This is a genomic window from Rheinheimera sp. WS51, assembly GCF_050936095.1.
Taxonomy (GTDB): domain Bacteria; phylum Pseudomonadota; class Gammaproteobacteria; order Enterobacterales; family Alteromonadaceae; genus Alishewanella.
The window spans coordinates 14,490-29,238 of sequence record NZ_JBOTRC010000007.1 but is presented as its reverse complement, the minus strand read 5'-3'; the positions used below and the strand labels follow the sequence as shown (position 1 = coordinate 29,238).

Sequence of the window (14,749 nt, the reverse complement as noted above, 5' to 3'; positions counted from 1 at the left end):
AATTAATGAAGGAATTTACAGATGATTAAATATATTAGACGTTCAGCAGATAGAGGCGCGGTAAACTTAGGTTGGTTAGTAAGTAAGCATAGCTTTTCTTTTGGTAGCTATTATGATCCAAAACATATGGGTGTCTCAGCGCTTCGAGTAATTAACGACGATATGGTGATGCCTGGCCAAGGTTTTGGTACTCATGGTCACCGTGATATGGAAATAATTTCTTATGTTACTGAAGGCGCGTTAAAGCACGAAGACAGTGAAGGCAATAAGCATATTGTGCCTGCAGGTGATGTGCAGCGTATGAGTGCCGGTAGCGGTGTAATGCACTCTGAGTTTAACCCCTCAGATACCGATAAAGTGAAGTTTTTTCAAATTTGGATCCAACCTAATAAAATGGGTATAAAACCAAGTTATGAACAAAAAAACATCCCACAAAATGGCCAGCTAACACCCTTAGTTACCGCTACAGGTGAAAATGGGACTTTATCGTTAAACCAAGATGCGACTGTATCGCGAATGGTTTTGCAGCAGAATGATACTTTTAACCTAACACCCGGTGATTACATTGGATATTTACATTTAGTTAAAGGCGAGCTTAACGTTGCTGGTGAGTCGTTCTCTGCAGGTGATGCTTTTGCCATGGAGCCTAAGCAAGCGTTTGAATTGCAAGCTAGCTCTGATGTAGAAGCCCTGTGGTTTGAATTACCCGCTGCACGATAGGTAAAACGCGATAATGGATATAACAACCTTAGTATTAATAGCCTTTGTTGTAGTACTAATTGGGATATCAAAATCTGCGTTTGCAGGGGCATTAGGCGTATTCGCCGTGCCCCTTTTAATGCTTAAACTGCCCGCTAGCCAAGCTATTGCTTTAATGTTGCCTCTGTTAATTATTGGCGATGCCTTAAGTGTAAAAAGCTTTTGGCGTAAATGGGATAACAAGTTGTTATTACCGCTTATACCTGGCGCTATTGTTGGCGTTATTATTGCCTACTTAATTATTGATATAATTAATGCCAACCACCTTAGGTTTATTATTGCTTTTATTTGTATTATTTTCGCTATAAGAAATATTCTATTTAAGCAAAGCTCTCTTTGTTTTCTAAGCAATAAAATTGGCGCGGTTATTATGTCGATGTTCTCTGGTATTACCAGCAGCTTAGTTCACGCCGGTGGCCCGCCTATTATTATTTATTTTACCGCTATAGGTTTAACCCCAAGCAAATTTGTTGCTACCGCTGCTATCTTCTTTGCTAGCATGAACCTGCTAAAGCTTGCCGCTGCGCTATCTTTTGGCCTATTAACGTCAGAAACAGTACTAACTGCCCTGCTGTTTTTCCCATTAGCCTTCGTTGGCAACTGGATTGGCGTAAAAATAAATAACGCTATCGATAAGCAGTTATTTTTAAAGGTCATGAATTATTTACTGTTAATCTTAGGTTGCTGGTTATTATTTGTTAACTAATTTTTTCTAAAGTTTTTTAGGCTTTTTATACCAAGCCTCCAACCTCAAACATATTTCCATTCACAACCTTATCGGTTTTTGAATAAACCCACACTTAACAAATTATATGGCACAATTAAAACATTAAAATAAATTTCTAATTTTTTAATGGCTTACATTAAATTTATTTCTACTCCCCCTTAAAACCCAAAAGAAACAAAATGCATACATTTTGCAAAAATATGCAAAAAAGCGTAGAGGCAGTAGTAAAGCATTTGATGCCATTATTATGTGTACTGGCTATTTATTTCATTTTCCATTTTTACCGGATGCTTTGCGCTTACAAACCTACAACTGTTTGTATCCAGATAATTTGTATAAAGGTATATTTTTTCAATCCAACCCTAAGCTGATTTATTTAGGCATGCAGGATCAATACTATACCTTTAATATGTTTGATGCTCAGGCATGGTATGCCCGCGATGTAATGCTAGGTGATAAAGTATTACCTAATGCGGAACAACGCTTAAGTGATATCCAGCATTGGTTGCAGCGCTATGAAAAAGTAGCAGATTGTAATCAAGAGATAGATTTTCAGGGAGCTTACATTCGCGACTTGTTAAACGCTATTGATTACCCTGACTTTGCGGTTGAAAAGCAAGCTGAATTGTTTAAGCAATGGTTACTGGATAAACAAGAAGACATTATGCGTTTTCGTGAGAAAACCTATACTTCTACTATTACTGATACAACGGCAACTGAGTTGCCCGAGCCTTGGCTAGAGATTAAAGACGACTCGTTAGAAAGCTTTATGGCGCTAGATTTTGTTGAAGTAAAAGACTAGTTACTAAGGATCACTTAAGGATCACTTGGTTAACCGCCAAGTGATCCGCACTCTATCCCTAAGCTTAACCCTTAAGCTTAAACTCTGGGCTTACTTTTAGCTCAAAGTGTTATCCACCCCATGCAAACGAAACTGCCAATTCTCAACTTTATTTGTTGCAATACGCTGCTCTACTTTACTTAACCAACTCGCAGAAAGCTTAGTTTGTTGGCGTAAGCTTGCTAAATGCTGTTTATTTAAAGGATCGGTAAAAAATAAGCGGCAGGTTTCAGCCACACTAAGAGCTTGTGCTAAGCGTTGCTGTAAAATAAGCGGCTCATTAATACTAACTTGTCCTGGCTGAATAATTCTATATAGCCACCCGCAGTAACCACTTTGCTGCATATCTACCGAAATATTATCATTATCCCAGCGTTTATTTAATTTATAACAAGGTGAGCGTGGCTGGCTAACTTCAATAATAGCGTCGCCCCACTGATAGCGATCACCTATATACACATTATGCTCGGTCATGCCGGTAGAGCTAATGTTTTCACCCATGCCTGGTGGTTGCCACGCTATGCTAGGATACTTACTTAGCCAATAAGCATAATGCTCTAAAGGATATTGATGTAAGGCGCGCTCTAATCCACCGTGGTGCTTAGTATCGGCTGAAGCATCATCTGTTAAGCCATGCTTAGTTAAATATACCGCTTGCTCTACTGCTTGCTTATTTATGGCCGTATGAATGCCATAGCGATTTTCTGGTTTACCGCGATACACGCCATTAAGATAAAATGTTGTCATGTAAATGCTATCCAATTAACGATAAACTGTAGGCTATCAGGTTACCTAAAGTTGAACTAGGCTTTAAACCTAGTAGTTTTTTATCCAGTAACTTTGTATCTAGTATAGTGCTCTGTACACTGTACAGCATGGTATTTATCTCGCTATTAAAATAGGCTCTTTTTTATGAATGAATTTAAGGTTGATAATAGCCTAGCAGCTTTAGCTACGCCATACAGTAAAGCTTGCATGCCAACAGCAGTTCCTGCACCACAATGGCTGGCCTTTAATACCGATTTAGCAGCACAAATACAGCTACCCAAATCATACTGGCAAACCGATGCTGGCCTCGCCCTATTTAGTGGTAATGATGTACCTGACTGGGCCACGCCAGTTGCTCATGCTTATGCCGGCCACCAGTTTGGCCATTTTGTACCGCAATTAGGTGATGGCCGAGCCATATTATTAGCCGAGGTTATAACCCAAAACGAACAACGCCTGGACTTACAGCTAAAAGGTGCAGGCTCTACCCCCTTTTCGCGTCGTGGCGATGGCCGCTCGCCGCTTGGCCCAGTTTTGCGCGAGTATTTAGTTAGCGAAGCCATGCATGCGCTTAATGTACCAACAACCCGCGCCTTAGCAGCAGTAATTACTGGCGATTGGGTGCAGCGCGAAGTCGCTGAGCCGGGTGCCATTTTAACCCGCATGGCTAAAAGCCACTTTCGTGTTGGTAGTTTTCAGTTTTTAGCTAATAGAGGCGATAAAGAGGAGCTTAAAACCTTTACCGATTATGTTATTCAACGCCATTACCCTGAGTGTTTACAGCAAACTAATCCTTATTTAGCGTTTTTGACTGCAGTTATTGATAAACAAGCTTATCTCATAGCGAAATGGATGAGCATTGGTTTTATTCATGGCGTAATGAACACCGATAATATGAGTATAAGTGGCGAAACCATCGATTATGGCCCCTGTGCTTTTATGGATAACTTCAACCCAGCCCAAGTGTTTAGTTATATCGACAGCCAAGGTCGCTATGCTTGGGGCAATCAGCCTAAAATGGCTAGTTGGAATTTAGCCCGTTTTGCTGAAGCCCTATTAGCGCTAATTGATGAAGACCAACAGCAAGCCATTACTTTAGCCAGCGAAGCAGTACAGGGTTTTGCTAAGTTAAATGAAGGCTATTTTTTAGATTTAATGGCAAAAAAAATAGGCTTACAGCAAGTTACGGCTAATGATGAAGCCTTAATAGGTAACTTGTTACAGATATTGCAAAACGATAATTTAGATTTTAGTCAAAGTTTTCGTCTATTAAGTCAAAATGTCACAGACACAACTAACGGCTTAACACCTTTAGTCACGTACACAACTGAATGGCAAAGCTGGTTAGTTGCATGGCAACAGCGCTTAGCCCAGCAAGATATTAGCCTTAGTGAAGTAAAAACTAAAATGGACGCGACTAACCCTGCAATTATTCCGCGTAACCATATTATTGCGAAGGTAATACAGCAAGCCACTACAGAGGGCGATTTAAGCTTATTTAATCAATTAAAACAGGCGTTAGCTTCACCTTTCACTTTGCAAGAGGCCGATAGCTTTTTGGCGTTGCCACCTAGCAAAGATGAAAAAATTAAAAATACCTTTTGTGGTACTTAAAGCAAACACAACACAGAATATTAGCTAAGCTTTAGCTTAAAGCTAGTTTTCACTTAACTATTTTACTTAAGAAGAGAGCACATTATGCTAGCGTCATTATTAACTAGTTTATTAGTAACCATGTTTTTACCTTACCTTGCTAAGGTGCCCCTTGCCTTTGCCATGAATAAAGCCGGCCGCTACGACAATAACAATCCCAGAAAACAACAAGCAACTTTAGAGGGCTTTGGCCAGCGTGCCAATGCGGCCCATTACAACAGCTTTGAAGCCTTAGCTATATTCGCCGCTGCGGTGTTAATAACAGCGCAAAGCGGTCCTGTTGGCAGCTTAAGTGTTACCCTAGGCTGGCTATTTGTACTTAGCCGTGTTGGTTATTTATGCTGTTATTGGTTTAACTTAGCAACCTTACGCTCGCTGATTTGGTTTTTAGGTATGGCATGCTGTTTTGCTATGGCAATTATTGCCTTATTTGTTTAGTTTACTTAGTTAGCTGCGCTATTCTTCACCAGAAGAACGAAGCTGCAGCACTTAATGAATTAACATTTTATTAATTAACTCTGCCCCCATATTAAGAACTTATTATGACTCGTTTACAAGATAAAGTGGTTATTATAACTAGTGCAGCCCAAGGTATGGGGGAAGCTCATGCTCGCAGGTTTATTGCCGAAGGGGCAAAGGTTGTTATTACCGATTTAAATCAAGATAAAGGCCAAGCTTTAGCGGCTGAATTGGGCGAAAATACTTTATTTATTCAGCAAAATGTCACTAGCGAGCAAGATTGGCAAAAGTGATTACCAGCACTGAGCAGCAGTTTGGCCCTGTGAATGTGTTGGTTAATAATGCTGGCATTACCATGGCGAAGTCTATTCTTGATACGTCTTTAGAAGACTATCGGCGCATTGTTGATACTAACCAAGTGTCGGTATTTTTAGGAATGAAAGCGGTTATTAGCTCAATGAAAAAAGCCGGTGGAGGCTCTATTGTTAATATTTCATCTATTAATGGCTTAGTTGGCGGGGCTATTGGCTATACCGATTCTAAATTTGCAGTTACCGGTATGACCAAAGCCGCAGCTTTAGAGTGTGCTGCTTTTGGTATTAGAGTTAATTCGGTACACCCTGGCGTAATAGAAACACCAATGATAATGCAAGCCGACACTAAAGACGCCGTTGCGGCTTTTGCTAAAACCATTCCGTTAAAACGCTTAGCCAAAGTAGAAGAAGTTACGCAGTTAGTACTGTATTTAGCCTCAGATGACTCTAGCTACTCAACCGGCTCAAAGTTTGTGGTTGATGGCGGCTTAACTGCACAATAAACACCCAGTGGAATAATTAACACCTAACAGCTAAAGCTTTCGCTGTTAGGTGTTTTATACTTTTAACTTATTTCATGTGCCCTAGCATCAATTTCAAGCGGTGCATCGGCATAACCATATTGCATCACTTGAGCAATATAGCGGCTTAAAAAAGCCTCGGCAGAGCCTGCCTGCTCATATTGATAAACATGGCGTAATTCATGAGATAACAAACGGGTAGTTAAATGGCCCTGCTTTATATAAATGCCATAGCCTAAGGTTAAGCCTATAGTATCATCCGTTAAAAAGCCTTGTTGTTGACACAACGCAGCAAGTTCAGCCTGTGCTGGGCGCTCTATAGCAGGCACTTGCGCTATAAATACCGCTTCAGGTTTTTCCACCCCAACCTGCTTGGCTATTGCTTGCTCGGCATCGGTTAAAGATCGGCCTGTTTTAGCAATCACATGTTGTTGCTGCTCAACCCAATTGGCCGCTAAGGCAATAATATTCATTGATCGTCCTTGGTAGTTTTACTCTGTATATTTTATCTCATGTTCAGCTTTATAGAGAAATCAGCTGTAACTAATTAGCATTTAAAGTCAAAAAACAAAAATAGAAGTAAAAAACTAAGCTTTTTTGAGTGAAATATGATTAATTTTAGCCTTTTATTTTGCTAGCTTAACGATAAACGTCTAAGCCCTGACATAGTTGTTTAATACCAAGCAAGGTGCGCGGTGTCATTCTGAACAAGTAATCAGGATCAATGGCTAAAAATTGTTGTTTTTCTACCGCTGGGATCTGGCGGTAGTTTAACCAATACTCTTGTTTTACTCCTGTTTTATCAGCCTGAATAATTACTTCAGGTTGTGCGATAACAACCTGCTCTATGCCCACTAATGGGTAGTCTCCTGCGCTTGGCTTAATAATATTTTCTGCCGCACAAACCGTTAGCATTTGCTGGGGCCATGCGTTATTGGCCACGCTGCTTAAGGGGTTAGTACTCATGGTAAAAAAAACTCTTAACGGCTTACTTTGCTGGTATTTCTGTCGTAATGCCGTTAATTGTTGTTTAAAGTCTCTTGCTTTACTTTCTGCTTGCTCGGTATAACCGGTCAGTTGGCCTAATTGTATTAACTCATTAGCTATATCATCTAGTTTCACCGGGCTAGACATTTCCACTGTAAAGCCAAACTGGCGTAAACGTTTAATATCAGCAGCGGCATTGCCCTGCTGCCAAGCGATAATTAAGTCTGGTTTTAGCGCAATAATAGCCTCGAGATTAATACTGGCATAACTGGCAACCCGAGGTAAGTTTAAAGCTTGCTCTGGGTAATCGCTGTAATCGCTAACCCCAACAAGGTTTTCACCGGCGCCAATAGTGTAAAGTAACTCGGTAATATGCGGGGCTAAACTAATTATACGTTGTGGTTTTGCCAATGCCGATGACGTAAAGAAAAATAGCAAAAACAGTGTTAACACACTGACAAACTGCGTGCTGTTTAACGATTTTATTGACGGTTGTAATGCCAGTTTCATTGCCGATTTTAGTGCCAATTTTACTGCACTAGTAACTTGCGCAACTTGAGTCACTTGGCTCACCAGTCAATTCCTTGCTGCGCTTTAATGCCATTATCAAAGGCATGCTTTATATTCTGTACCTCACTTACAGTGTCGGCTATGTCTATTAAGCGCCGATGACAAGCTCGGCCGGTTATGATTACATGTTGATGTTTAGGCCTTGTGGCTAAGGCCTGTTCAATGCGCGCCAGCTCGAGATAATGATAACTTAGCATATAGGTTAGCTCGTCTAATAAAACCAGATCAATAGTCGGATCAGCCAAGTATGCTTCGGCTTGCTGCCAAACTTGCTCTGCTGCGGCTATATCTGCTGCTTTATCTTGCGTATCCCAAGTAAAGCCGGTTGCCATAACGGCAAATTCTACCCCATGTTGTTGTAGTAAGTTACGCTCTCCGCATTCCCAACTGCCTTTAATAAACTGAACTACTGCAGCAGTTAAACCATGGCCTACCGCACGCGCTACCGTGCCAAAGCCCGAGGTTGACTTGCCCTTACCATTGCCGGTGATCACTAAGAGTAAGCCTTTTTCTTCTGTTGCCGCTTGTACGGCTTGATCCACTTTTTGCTTTAACCGTTGTTGCCGCTGGCGATGTCGTTGTTGTTGCTCGGTGGTCATAGTTTAAAATACTCTAGTTTAGTAAGTGACTATTGGGCTAATTAGCCTGACGGCGCATTAAGATTAAAAAGAAAATACTGCCAATAAAAGAGGTGACTACCCCTAAAGGGATTTCTTGGTGCGGTAAAATAACTCTAGCTAGATTATCTACCCAGAGCATAAACACAGCCCCCAACAAAGCTGAGCCAAGTAATAATTTAGTTGCAGTTACAGCCAATAGCTGTCTTGCAATATGAGGCACCATTAAGCCGACAAAAGCGATGCCGCCACTTTGCGCTACTATGGCTGCGGTAAGTAGTGCTGTTGCTACAATTAAGACTAAGCGTAATTTAACCGTGTTAACGCCAAGGCTTTGTGCGCTGTCATCACTTAATAGTAAGGCGTCAAGCTGTCTTCTTAGCGCCAGCGCTAACGACAATACAAGAATAAATAATGGCGCCAATAACTTAACACTTTGCCAATCTGTAGCGCTTAAACTGCCTAACAGCCAAAAAATCACTCGATTAGCGGCAAATGGCTCGGCAAAATATAAAATAAAGCTGGTTAAGGCGCTTAGCATAAAAGACACGGCAACACCGGCTAATAAACTAATTTCTGGTTTACGCCAATTGCTGCCAATACAAACTGCAAAGACTAAAATAACCGCCAGCATAGCGCCAATAAAGGCACCAATGGCAATACTGATAAAATGCGCCGGTAATAAAAGACTCACAACCGTAGCGCCTAAGCCTGCCCCTGCCATTAAGCCAAATAAATAAGGATCCGCTAATGGGTTACGGGTTGTGTTTTGTAGTATAGCGCCAGCAACCGCTAAGCCGGCACCGACTAAGCAAGCGCTCAATAAACGAGGTAGTCTAATTTGCCAGATAATTGTTTGGGCAATTGCATTATCTGTTGTATCACCAACTAGCAGTTTAAACATATCGTTAATGCTAATGTCTGCGGTTCCAAGCATTAAGCTGACCAAAAGACTTACCAGTAAAAGTAAACTGATGGCAATAAAAAATACTGGGGCCTGCTTTTTAAACATAATTACGCCATCGCTTTGTTATTTAATCTAGTTGCTCGCAGGGATAAAACAGCACTTGCGGCTTAGCCAACTGGCTATGTTGATAAATTTCACAAGCAAGTCCAAATACTGACTCGAGTAATCTTGGTTGTAACACCTGCTCTGGACTGCCTAAGGCGACTATTTTTCCTTGTTGGATTAATACTAACTTATCGCAATATAAAGCCGCTAAGTTAAGATCATGCAAACAGGCGATCACACTAATATTTAATCGGCGGATCAGTTGTAATATTTGGTGTTGGTATAAAACATCCAGATGATTGGTCGGCTCATCTAATAACAATAATTCAGGCTGTTGTACTAAGGCTTTGGCAATATATAAACGTTGTTGCTCGCCGCCCGATAAGGTGTCTACTCGCTGTTCGGCTTTATCGCTAAGGCCAACCGTCGCTAACGCTTGAGCTACGCGCTGATGATCTGCTTCTGTGTTGGCCTGATACCAGTTTTTATAAGGTATCAAGCCCATTGTTGCGACTTCTGCTGCACTTAGGCTAAAAACAGGGCTTAGCGTTTGGCTAACAACGGCCACTAATTTAGCCCGTTCAACTTGGCTATAATGGTTTAAATTTTGCTGCTTTAACCTTATTTGCCCTTGATTAGGCATTAATGCGCCTTGTATTAAGTTAAGCAAAGAACTTTTACCCGCCCCATTTGGACCTATAACACCTAGAAACTCCTTAGGCTGTAAATTAAAACTAATGGAATTTAATATATTTTTATTGCCAAGGCGCAAGCTAATATCGCTAAGTGTTAACACAAATAGCCCCAAACCAATAACCTAAAGCCAAAGTCAGCTTTTTTTGCAGCCTGATACTTTGGCGTTTAATTAGCAATATTTTAATCATTAAAGCTAACGCTAAGCTGGTTAATAACCTGAACGGCTTTATCTGTAGCTAACTGCACCGTGTCGGCTAAGGCTAATGCCACGCCCATACGCCGCTCTCCTTGCACTTCAGGCTTAGCAAAAATGCGCACTTCTGTATCTGGCTGCAGTAAAGCTTGGCTTAGACCATGGTATTGAATATTCTGGCTATTACCACTCACTAATAACACCGCAGAAGCGGCTGGACCATAATGTTTAATCTTAGGTATAGGTAAGCCGAGTATGGCACGAGCATGTAATGCAAACTCACTTAATTGCTGAGAAATAAGGGTTACCATACCGGTATCATGTGGCCGAGGTGAGACTTCACTAAACCAAACTTGATCGCCTTTGACAAAGAACTCAACACCAAAAATTCCAAAGCCGCCTAAGGCTTCAACAACTTGCTTGGCATAACGCTGGGCTTTTTCTAAAGCGGGCTGACTCATCGCTTGTGGCTGCCAGCTTTCACGATAATCACCGCGTTCTTGGCGATGGCCTATAGGCTGACAAAACTGGACACCCGAGACGCTATTCACAGTCAGTAGCGTTATTTCATAATCAAATTCCACTAAACTTTCAACAATAATGCGCCCCTTGCCTGCTCGGCCCCCTTCTTGGGCAAATTGCCATGCATGCTCTAGTTGGCTTTCATCACGCAAGATAGTTTGCCCTTTACCCGATGAAGACATCACCGGCTTAACCACACAAGGATAACCTATAGTGTTAACCGCAGAGTAAAATCCGGCTTTATCACTAGCAAATTGATAGTCTGAGGTTGGCAGTTGTAATTCATCAGCGGCTAATTGACGAATGCCCTCGCGATTCATGGTTAAACTAACGGCTTTAGCACTGGGGATAATATTAAAACCATTTTGTTCTAACTCAATTAATACCGATGTTGCTATAGCTTCTAATTCAGGAACTATATAGTTGGGCTTTTCAGTTATAACTAATTGACGCAAAGCCGCATTATCTAGCATAGACATTACAACGGCTTTATCGGCAACTTGCATAGCTGGTGCATTTGCATAGCGATCAACCGCAATAACTTCACACCCGTAGCGCTTTAATTCAATACACAGTTCTTTACCTAGTTCTCCAGCCCCTAACAGTAATACTTTGCTACTGCTAGTGGTGCCTGGCGTTCCTATTGTTAACTTGGGTTTATTCATTTTATTTTTACCATGGGTCTATCAGGATGGCTCCACTCGACATGAAATTGTTTACCTTTCGCTTTATCGGTGCGCTCAAATGTATGAGCCCCAAAAAAGTCTCGCTGTCCTTGTAATAAATTAGCCGGTAGTACAGCAGTTCGGTAAGAATCGTAATAACTTAACGCAGAGCTTAGCGCCGGCACCGGTATACCCGCTAAGGTGGCATTAGCCACAGATTTACGCCAATTTTGTTGGTATTGAGAAATTTGTTTAGCAAAAAAAGGATCTAGCAATAAATTTTCAAGTTCATCGTCGCGTTGAAAAGCGTGGACTATCGATTGCAAAAACACCGCCCGAATAATACAACCTGCCCGCCATATTTTGGCTATTTCAGCAAAGTTTAATGTCCAGCCATATTCTTTAGCCGCCATTTTCATCAGATTAAAGCCTTGTGCATACACACATATTTTGGCGCAGTATAAGGCATCATGTAATGACTGGATAATCTTTTGCTTTTCAGTTTTAGAAATAATATTTTCAGTTGGGCCTTGCAGTGTTGTTGCGGCTTTAACCCGCTCTGACTTTAGGGCTGAAATGGCGCGGGCATACACCGCCTCTGCTATAGTTGGCGCTGGGCTGCCTATTTGTAAACTACTGACTGCCGTCCATAAGCCAGTCCCTTTTTGTCCTGCTTTATCCATAATTACATCAACTAAAGGTAAGCCGGTTTCTGAGTCTTTTGTTGCTAACACTTGGCCACTAATTTCAATTAAATAGCTATGCAGCGGGCCTTGATTCCATTGTTGGAATACAGTGGCTATTTCTGATGCGGGCATATGCAGAATATCGCGCATTACCTGATAGGCTTCGCATATTAGCTGCATATCAGCATATTCAATACCATTATGTACCATTTTCACATAATGGCCCGAGCCACTAGGGCCAATATAAGCGGCACAAGGCTCGCCCTCGGTAACAGGATTGCCGGGCTCGTAACGTTCAATAGGCTGCCCTGTTACAGGATCAACCTTGGCTGATATAGCCTGCCAGATGGGTTTAATTCGGGTCCAGGCATAGGGATCACCGCTTGGCATTAAAGAGGGACCAAATCGTGCGCCTACTTCACCACCTGATACAGCTGTAGAAAAGAAGATAAATTTGCTTTCAAATTTTTTCTCACGGCTAACGGTATCTGTCCATAAACTGTTGCCCATATCAACAATAATATCATCCGCTGCTACCCCAGCATCTATTAGCTTATAACAAACATCATCTACCGCTTTACCTGCAGGCACAGATAAAATAATGAGGTGTGGCGGTGTTAAACACGCTAACAACTCAGTGTAAGAGCGACAAGCAACAATGCGCGCTGCTTTAGGGTGCTCTTGTGTATCTTGTTTTAGTAACTGCTCAAGCTTTTGGTGATCTAAGTCAAATGCCGCGATGCGATATCCATTATCGGCTAAATTTAAAATAAGGTTTTTACCCATTACCCCAACGCCGATAAATCCAATATCACATTTTGGTTCTGCCATCTGACAACCCTTTATTAAGTAATTAATCGAAGAAGCTTAATAGATCAAAGCAAACAGTATACAAAATAGCAGCGAATAAACCTACACTGTAACGCTTAACCGTTGATAATTCGACTAGATTAAATCTAACTGAAAGTTTAGCAGTACCTAATACGAAAGTTAGCCTATATTTAGTTGTAACTAACATACTGATTTGATAATCGCCTACAAATTAAAGAGGTCTGTATGACAATTCGGGTTGCAATTAATGGCTTTGGCCGTATAGGTCGTAATATTGTTAGAGCCTTATACGAAAATGAAAAATATAAAGATATTAAAATTATTGCTATCAACGATCTGGCCGATGCGGCTATGAATGCGCATTTATTAAAATATGATACAGCTCATGGTGTTTTTGCCGCTGACGTTAAAAGTGAAGCAGAGGCAATTTATGTCAATAAAGACAAGATCATCGTTTTACGTAAAGCTGATCCTAGCCAGTTACCTTGGCAAAAATTAGCTATAGATATTGTATTAGAATGTAGTGGTGCTTTTAACGAACGCAGCAAAGCCGCGGCCCATCTTACTGCTGGTGGCAAGAAGGTACTTGTATCAGCCCCAGCAAAAGGCGCAGATGCAACAATTGTTTATGGCGTTAACCATCAAAACATTCATGCCGATATGGCGGTTATATCTAATGCATCTTGCACAACTAACTGCCTAGCCCCAGTTGTTCTGCCTTTACATCAGGCTTTAGGTATTGAATCTGGCATTATGACCAGCATTCATGCTTATACTAATGATCAACGTTTAACAGATGCCCATCATAAAGATCCTCGCCGAGCTAGAGCTGCGGCTATGTCGATGATACCCACTAAAACAGGCGCTGCGGCCTCTGTTGGCTTAGTTTTGCCTGAACTTGAGGGTAAATTAGATGGCCTTGCCGTTAGGGTGCCTACATTAAATGTCTCTTTGGTTGATCTTAGCTTTATAACCAATAAAGACACCAGCGTTGAGGAAGTAAACGCTATTATGGCTCAGGCAGCAAAGAGTGCACCATTAAATGAAGTATTAGCAATTAATACTCTACCGCTTGTTTCAATAGATTTTAATCACCACCCAATGTCGGCCATTTTTGATGCGACTGGAACTCGCGTTAAAGGTAAATTAGTCAAGGTAATGGCTTGGTATGACAATGAATGGGCTTTTTGTAACAGAATGCTAGATAACACCCTATTATTAAAACAATTTCTATAATTAGGGCTTAATTTGCCAGCTAAAATTGTGAGCAAATAATAACCTAAATAAAATACCCCAATCGAAACACGACATGCCTTAACTGATGTCGTGTTTTACCTAAAATAAATTAGTTAACCCAGCTAGAATAAAAAACGGCTGTTTCTGTATCTACACTAGCATCATCGTATCTAATATTAAGGCTAAGTTGCCATTGCATCTTGCGAATACTACATGCACCTAGTAAAAACTCAGCTTTATAATGATTACCGCTCTGCTTGGCTGTCTTTGAGAACTGTAACGGGATTTTCCCCATATACATAGAAACGCCCACTAATTCTGCTTGAATATTCACAGGGACTTTGCTGATATCAGGGTTAAAGCTTAAAGAAAAAATAAGCGGTGTTTCAACCGGGGCACGGTGATCATTTAACATCAATTGCCAATCGGCAGTGCTAACAACAATAGCAGCTTGTGTTTTCCCGTTTGGAGCTTTATTGCAGCTTATTAATAGCGACATAGAAAACAGCAGTAGCAATAAGCGGGACATAAATAAGCCTTAATTGTATGGGGTTAACTAATATTGTACTGGCTATTAGATATATTGAGCAAATTTGCATTATAAATACCCATTTGCTCAACAGATCTGTATTCTAAACCAGAAAATACCGGTTTCGGCTATCTTTTCTTGGCTAAACACCTTAATATATATA

At 41.0% G+C, this 14,749-nt stretch carries 15 protein-coding genes and 1 pseudogene; 7 read left to right on the top strand and 9 right to left on the bottom strand.

Annotated elements, in window-relative coordinates:
• Positions 1-21: 21 nt before the first annotated feature.
• From ACRCA4_RS09620 to ACRCA4_RS09610, 3 genes are all read left to right on the top strand, one after another.
• Positions 22-720, top strand: coding sequence for a pirin family protein (locus ACRCA4_RS09620; protein WP_433187526.1), 699 nt, complete (start codon positions 22-24; stop codon positions 718-720).
• 13 nt (positions 721-733) lie between these two features.
• A complete protein-coding gene (locus ACRCA4_RS09615) occupies positions 734-1,465 on the top strand; it encodes a sulfite exporter TauE/SafE family protein (RefSeq protein WP_433187523.1) in 732 nt (243 codons plus the stop codon).
• Positions 1,466-1,676: 211 nt separating this feature from the next.
• A complete protein-coding gene (locus ACRCA4_RS09610; RefSeq protein ID WP_433187521.1) occupies positions 1,677-2,288 on the top strand; it encodes a hypothetical protein in 612 nt (203 codons plus the stop codon).
• 96 nt (positions 2,289-2,384) lie between these two features.
• On the opposite strand, the gene ACRCA4_RS09605 is transcribed toward ACRCA4_RS09610, so the two are convergent.
• Positions 2,385-3,074, bottom strand: a complete 690-nt coding sequence (locus tag ACRCA4_RS09605; RefSeq protein ID WP_433187518.1) for an MOSC domain-containing protein — start codon at positions 3,072-3,074, stop codon at positions 2,385-2,387.
• 165 nt (positions 3,075-3,239) lie between these two features.
• On the opposite strand from ACRCA4_RS09605, the gene ACRCA4_RS09600 reads away from it, so the two are divergent.
• From ACRCA4_RS09600 to ACRCA4_RS09590, 3 genes and pseudogenes are all read left to right on the top strand, one after another.
• Positions 3,240-4,709 carry a protein adenylyltransferase SelO gene (locus tag ACRCA4_RS09600; RefSeq protein WP_433187515.1) on the top strand — a complete coding sequence of 490 codons (1,470 nt, stop codon included), beginning with the start codon at positions 3,240-3,242 and terminating at the stop codon, positions 4,707-4,709.
• A gap of 84 nt (positions 4,710-4,793) precedes the next feature.
• Positions 4,794-5,186: an MAPEG family protein gene (locus ACRCA4_RS09595; RefSeq protein WP_433187512.1), complete on the top strand. Its 393-nt coding sequence runs from the start codon at positions 4,794-4,796 to the stop codon at positions 5,184-5,186.
• Between the two features lie 104 nt (positions 5,187-5,290).
• A pseudogene (locus tag ACRCA4_RS09590) lies at positions 5,291-6,024 on the top strand (glucose 1-dehydrogenase).
• Positions 6,025-6,086: 62 nt separating this feature from the next.
• Here the strand turns inward: ACRCA4_RS09590 and ACRCA4_RS09585 are convergent.
• The 7 genes from ACRCA4_RS09585 to gndA all read right to left on the bottom strand — a co-directional run bounded on the left by ACRCA4_RS09585 (position 6,087) and on the right by gndA (position 12,821).
• A complete protein-coding gene (locus ACRCA4_RS09585; RefSeq protein ID WP_433187509.1) occupies positions 6,087-6,515 on the bottom strand; it encodes a hypothetical protein in 429 nt (142 codons plus the stop codon).
• Between the two features lie 166 nt (positions 6,516-6,681).
• Positions 6,682-7,602 (bottom strand): cobalamin-binding protein, encoded by a 921-nt coding sequence (locus tag ACRCA4_RS09580; protein WP_433187506.1) that lies wholly within the window; start codon positions 7,600-7,602, stop codon positions 6,682-6,684.
• Positions 7,599-8,198, bottom strand: a complete 600-nt coding sequence (gene cobO / locus ACRCA4_RS09575; RefSeq protein WP_433187504.1) for a cob(I)yrinic acid a,c-diamide adenosyltransferase — start codon at positions 8,196-8,198, stop codon at positions 7,599-7,601. The genes ACRCA4_RS09580 and cobO overlap by 4 nt, the downstream gene beginning before the upstream one ends.
• 37 nt (positions 8,199-8,235) lie before the next feature.
• On the bottom strand, positions 8,236-9,228 hold the full coding sequence (locus ACRCA4_RS09570; protein WP_433187501.1) for a FecCD family ABC transporter permease: 993 nt from the start codon (positions 9,226-9,228) through the stop codon (positions 8,236-8,238).
• A gap of 22 nt (positions 9,229-9,250) precedes the next feature.
• Positions 9,251-10,024, bottom strand: coding sequence for an ABC transporter ATP-binding protein (locus tag ACRCA4_RS09565; protein ID WP_433187498.1), 774 nt, complete (start codon positions 10,022-10,024; stop codon positions 9,251-9,253).
• A gap of 80 nt (positions 10,025-10,104) precedes the next feature.
• Positions 10,105-11,304: a formate-dependent phosphoribosylglycinamide formyltransferase gene (purT, locus tag ACRCA4_RS09560; protein ID WP_433187495.1), complete on the bottom strand. Its 1,200-nt coding sequence runs from the start codon at positions 11,302-11,304 to the stop codon at positions 10,105-10,107.
• Positions 11,301-12,821 (bottom strand): NADP-dependent phosphogluconate dehydrogenase, encoded by a 1,521-nt coding sequence (gene gndA, locus ACRCA4_RS09555; RefSeq protein WP_433187492.1) that lies wholly within the window; start codon positions 12,819-12,821, stop codon positions 11,301-11,303. The genes purT and gndA overlap by 4 nt, the downstream gene beginning before the upstream one ends.
• Before the next feature lie 225 nt (positions 12,822-13,046).
• On the opposite strand from gndA, the gene gap reads away from it, so the two are divergent.
• Entirely contained in the window at positions 13,047-14,057 is a 1,011-nt protein-coding gene (gene gap / locus ACRCA4_RS09550; protein WP_433187489.1) for a type I glyceraldehyde-3-phosphate dehydrogenase, read from the top strand.
• A 109-nt stretch (positions 14,058-14,166) separates the two neighbouring features.
• Here gap and ACRCA4_RS09545 read toward each other — a convergent pair whose 3' ends face one another.
• On the bottom strand, positions 14,167-14,586 hold the full coding sequence (locus ACRCA4_RS09545) for a hypothetical protein (RefSeq protein ID WP_433187486.1): 420 nt from the start codon (positions 14,584-14,586) through the stop codon (positions 14,167-14,169).
• Positions 14,587-14,749 lie beyond the last annotated feature (163 nt).

Excerpts from the sequence above, each read along its gene's own strand:
- ACRCA4_RS09620 (WP_433187526.1), top strand. The coding sequence starts at position 22 with ATGATTAAATATATTAGACGTTCAGCAGATAGAGGCGCGGTAAACTTA.
- ACRCA4_RS09615 (WP_433187523.1), top strand. The coding sequence starts at position 734 with ATGGATATAACAACCTTAGTATTAATAGCCTTTGTTGTAGTACTAATT.
- ACRCA4_RS09605 (WP_433187518.1), bottom strand. The coding sequence starts at position 3,074 with ATGACAACATTTTATCTTAATGGCGTGTATCGCGGTAAACCAGAAAAT.
- ACRCA4_RS09600 (WP_433187515.1), top strand. The coding sequence starts at position 3,240 with ATGAATGAATTTAAGGTTGATAATAGCCTAGCAGCTTTAGCTACGCCA.
- ACRCA4_RS09595 (WP_433187512.1), top strand. The coding sequence starts at position 4,794 with ATGCTAGCGTCATTATTAACTAGTTTATTAGTAACCATGTTTTTACCT.
- ACRCA4_RS09585 (WP_433187509.1), bottom strand. The coding sequence starts at position 6,515 with ATGAATATTATTGCCTTAGCGGCCAATTGGGTTGAGCAGCAACAACAT.
- cobO (WP_433187504.1), bottom strand. The coding sequence starts at position 8,198 with ATGACCACCGAGCAACAACAACGACATCGCCAGCGGCAACAACGGTTA.
- ACRCA4_RS09570 (WP_433187501.1), bottom strand. The coding sequence starts at position 9,228 with ATGTTTAAAAAGCAGGCCCCAGTATTTTTTATTGCCATCAGTTTACTT.
- purT (WP_433187495.1), bottom strand. The coding sequence starts at position 11,304 with ATGAATAAACCCAAGTTAACAATAGGAACGCCAGGCACCACTAGCAGT.
- gndA (WP_433187492.1), bottom strand. The coding sequence starts at position 12,821 with ATGGCAGAACCAAAATGTGATATTGGATTTATCGGCGTTGGGGTAATG.
- gap (WP_433187489.1), top strand. The coding sequence starts at position 13,047 with ATGACAATTCGGGTTGCAATTAATGGCTTTGGCCGTATAGGTCGTAAT.
- ACRCA4_RS09545 (WP_433187486.1), bottom strand. The coding sequence starts at position 14,586 with ATGTCCCGCTTATTGCTACTGCTGTTTTCTATGTCGCTATTAATAAGC.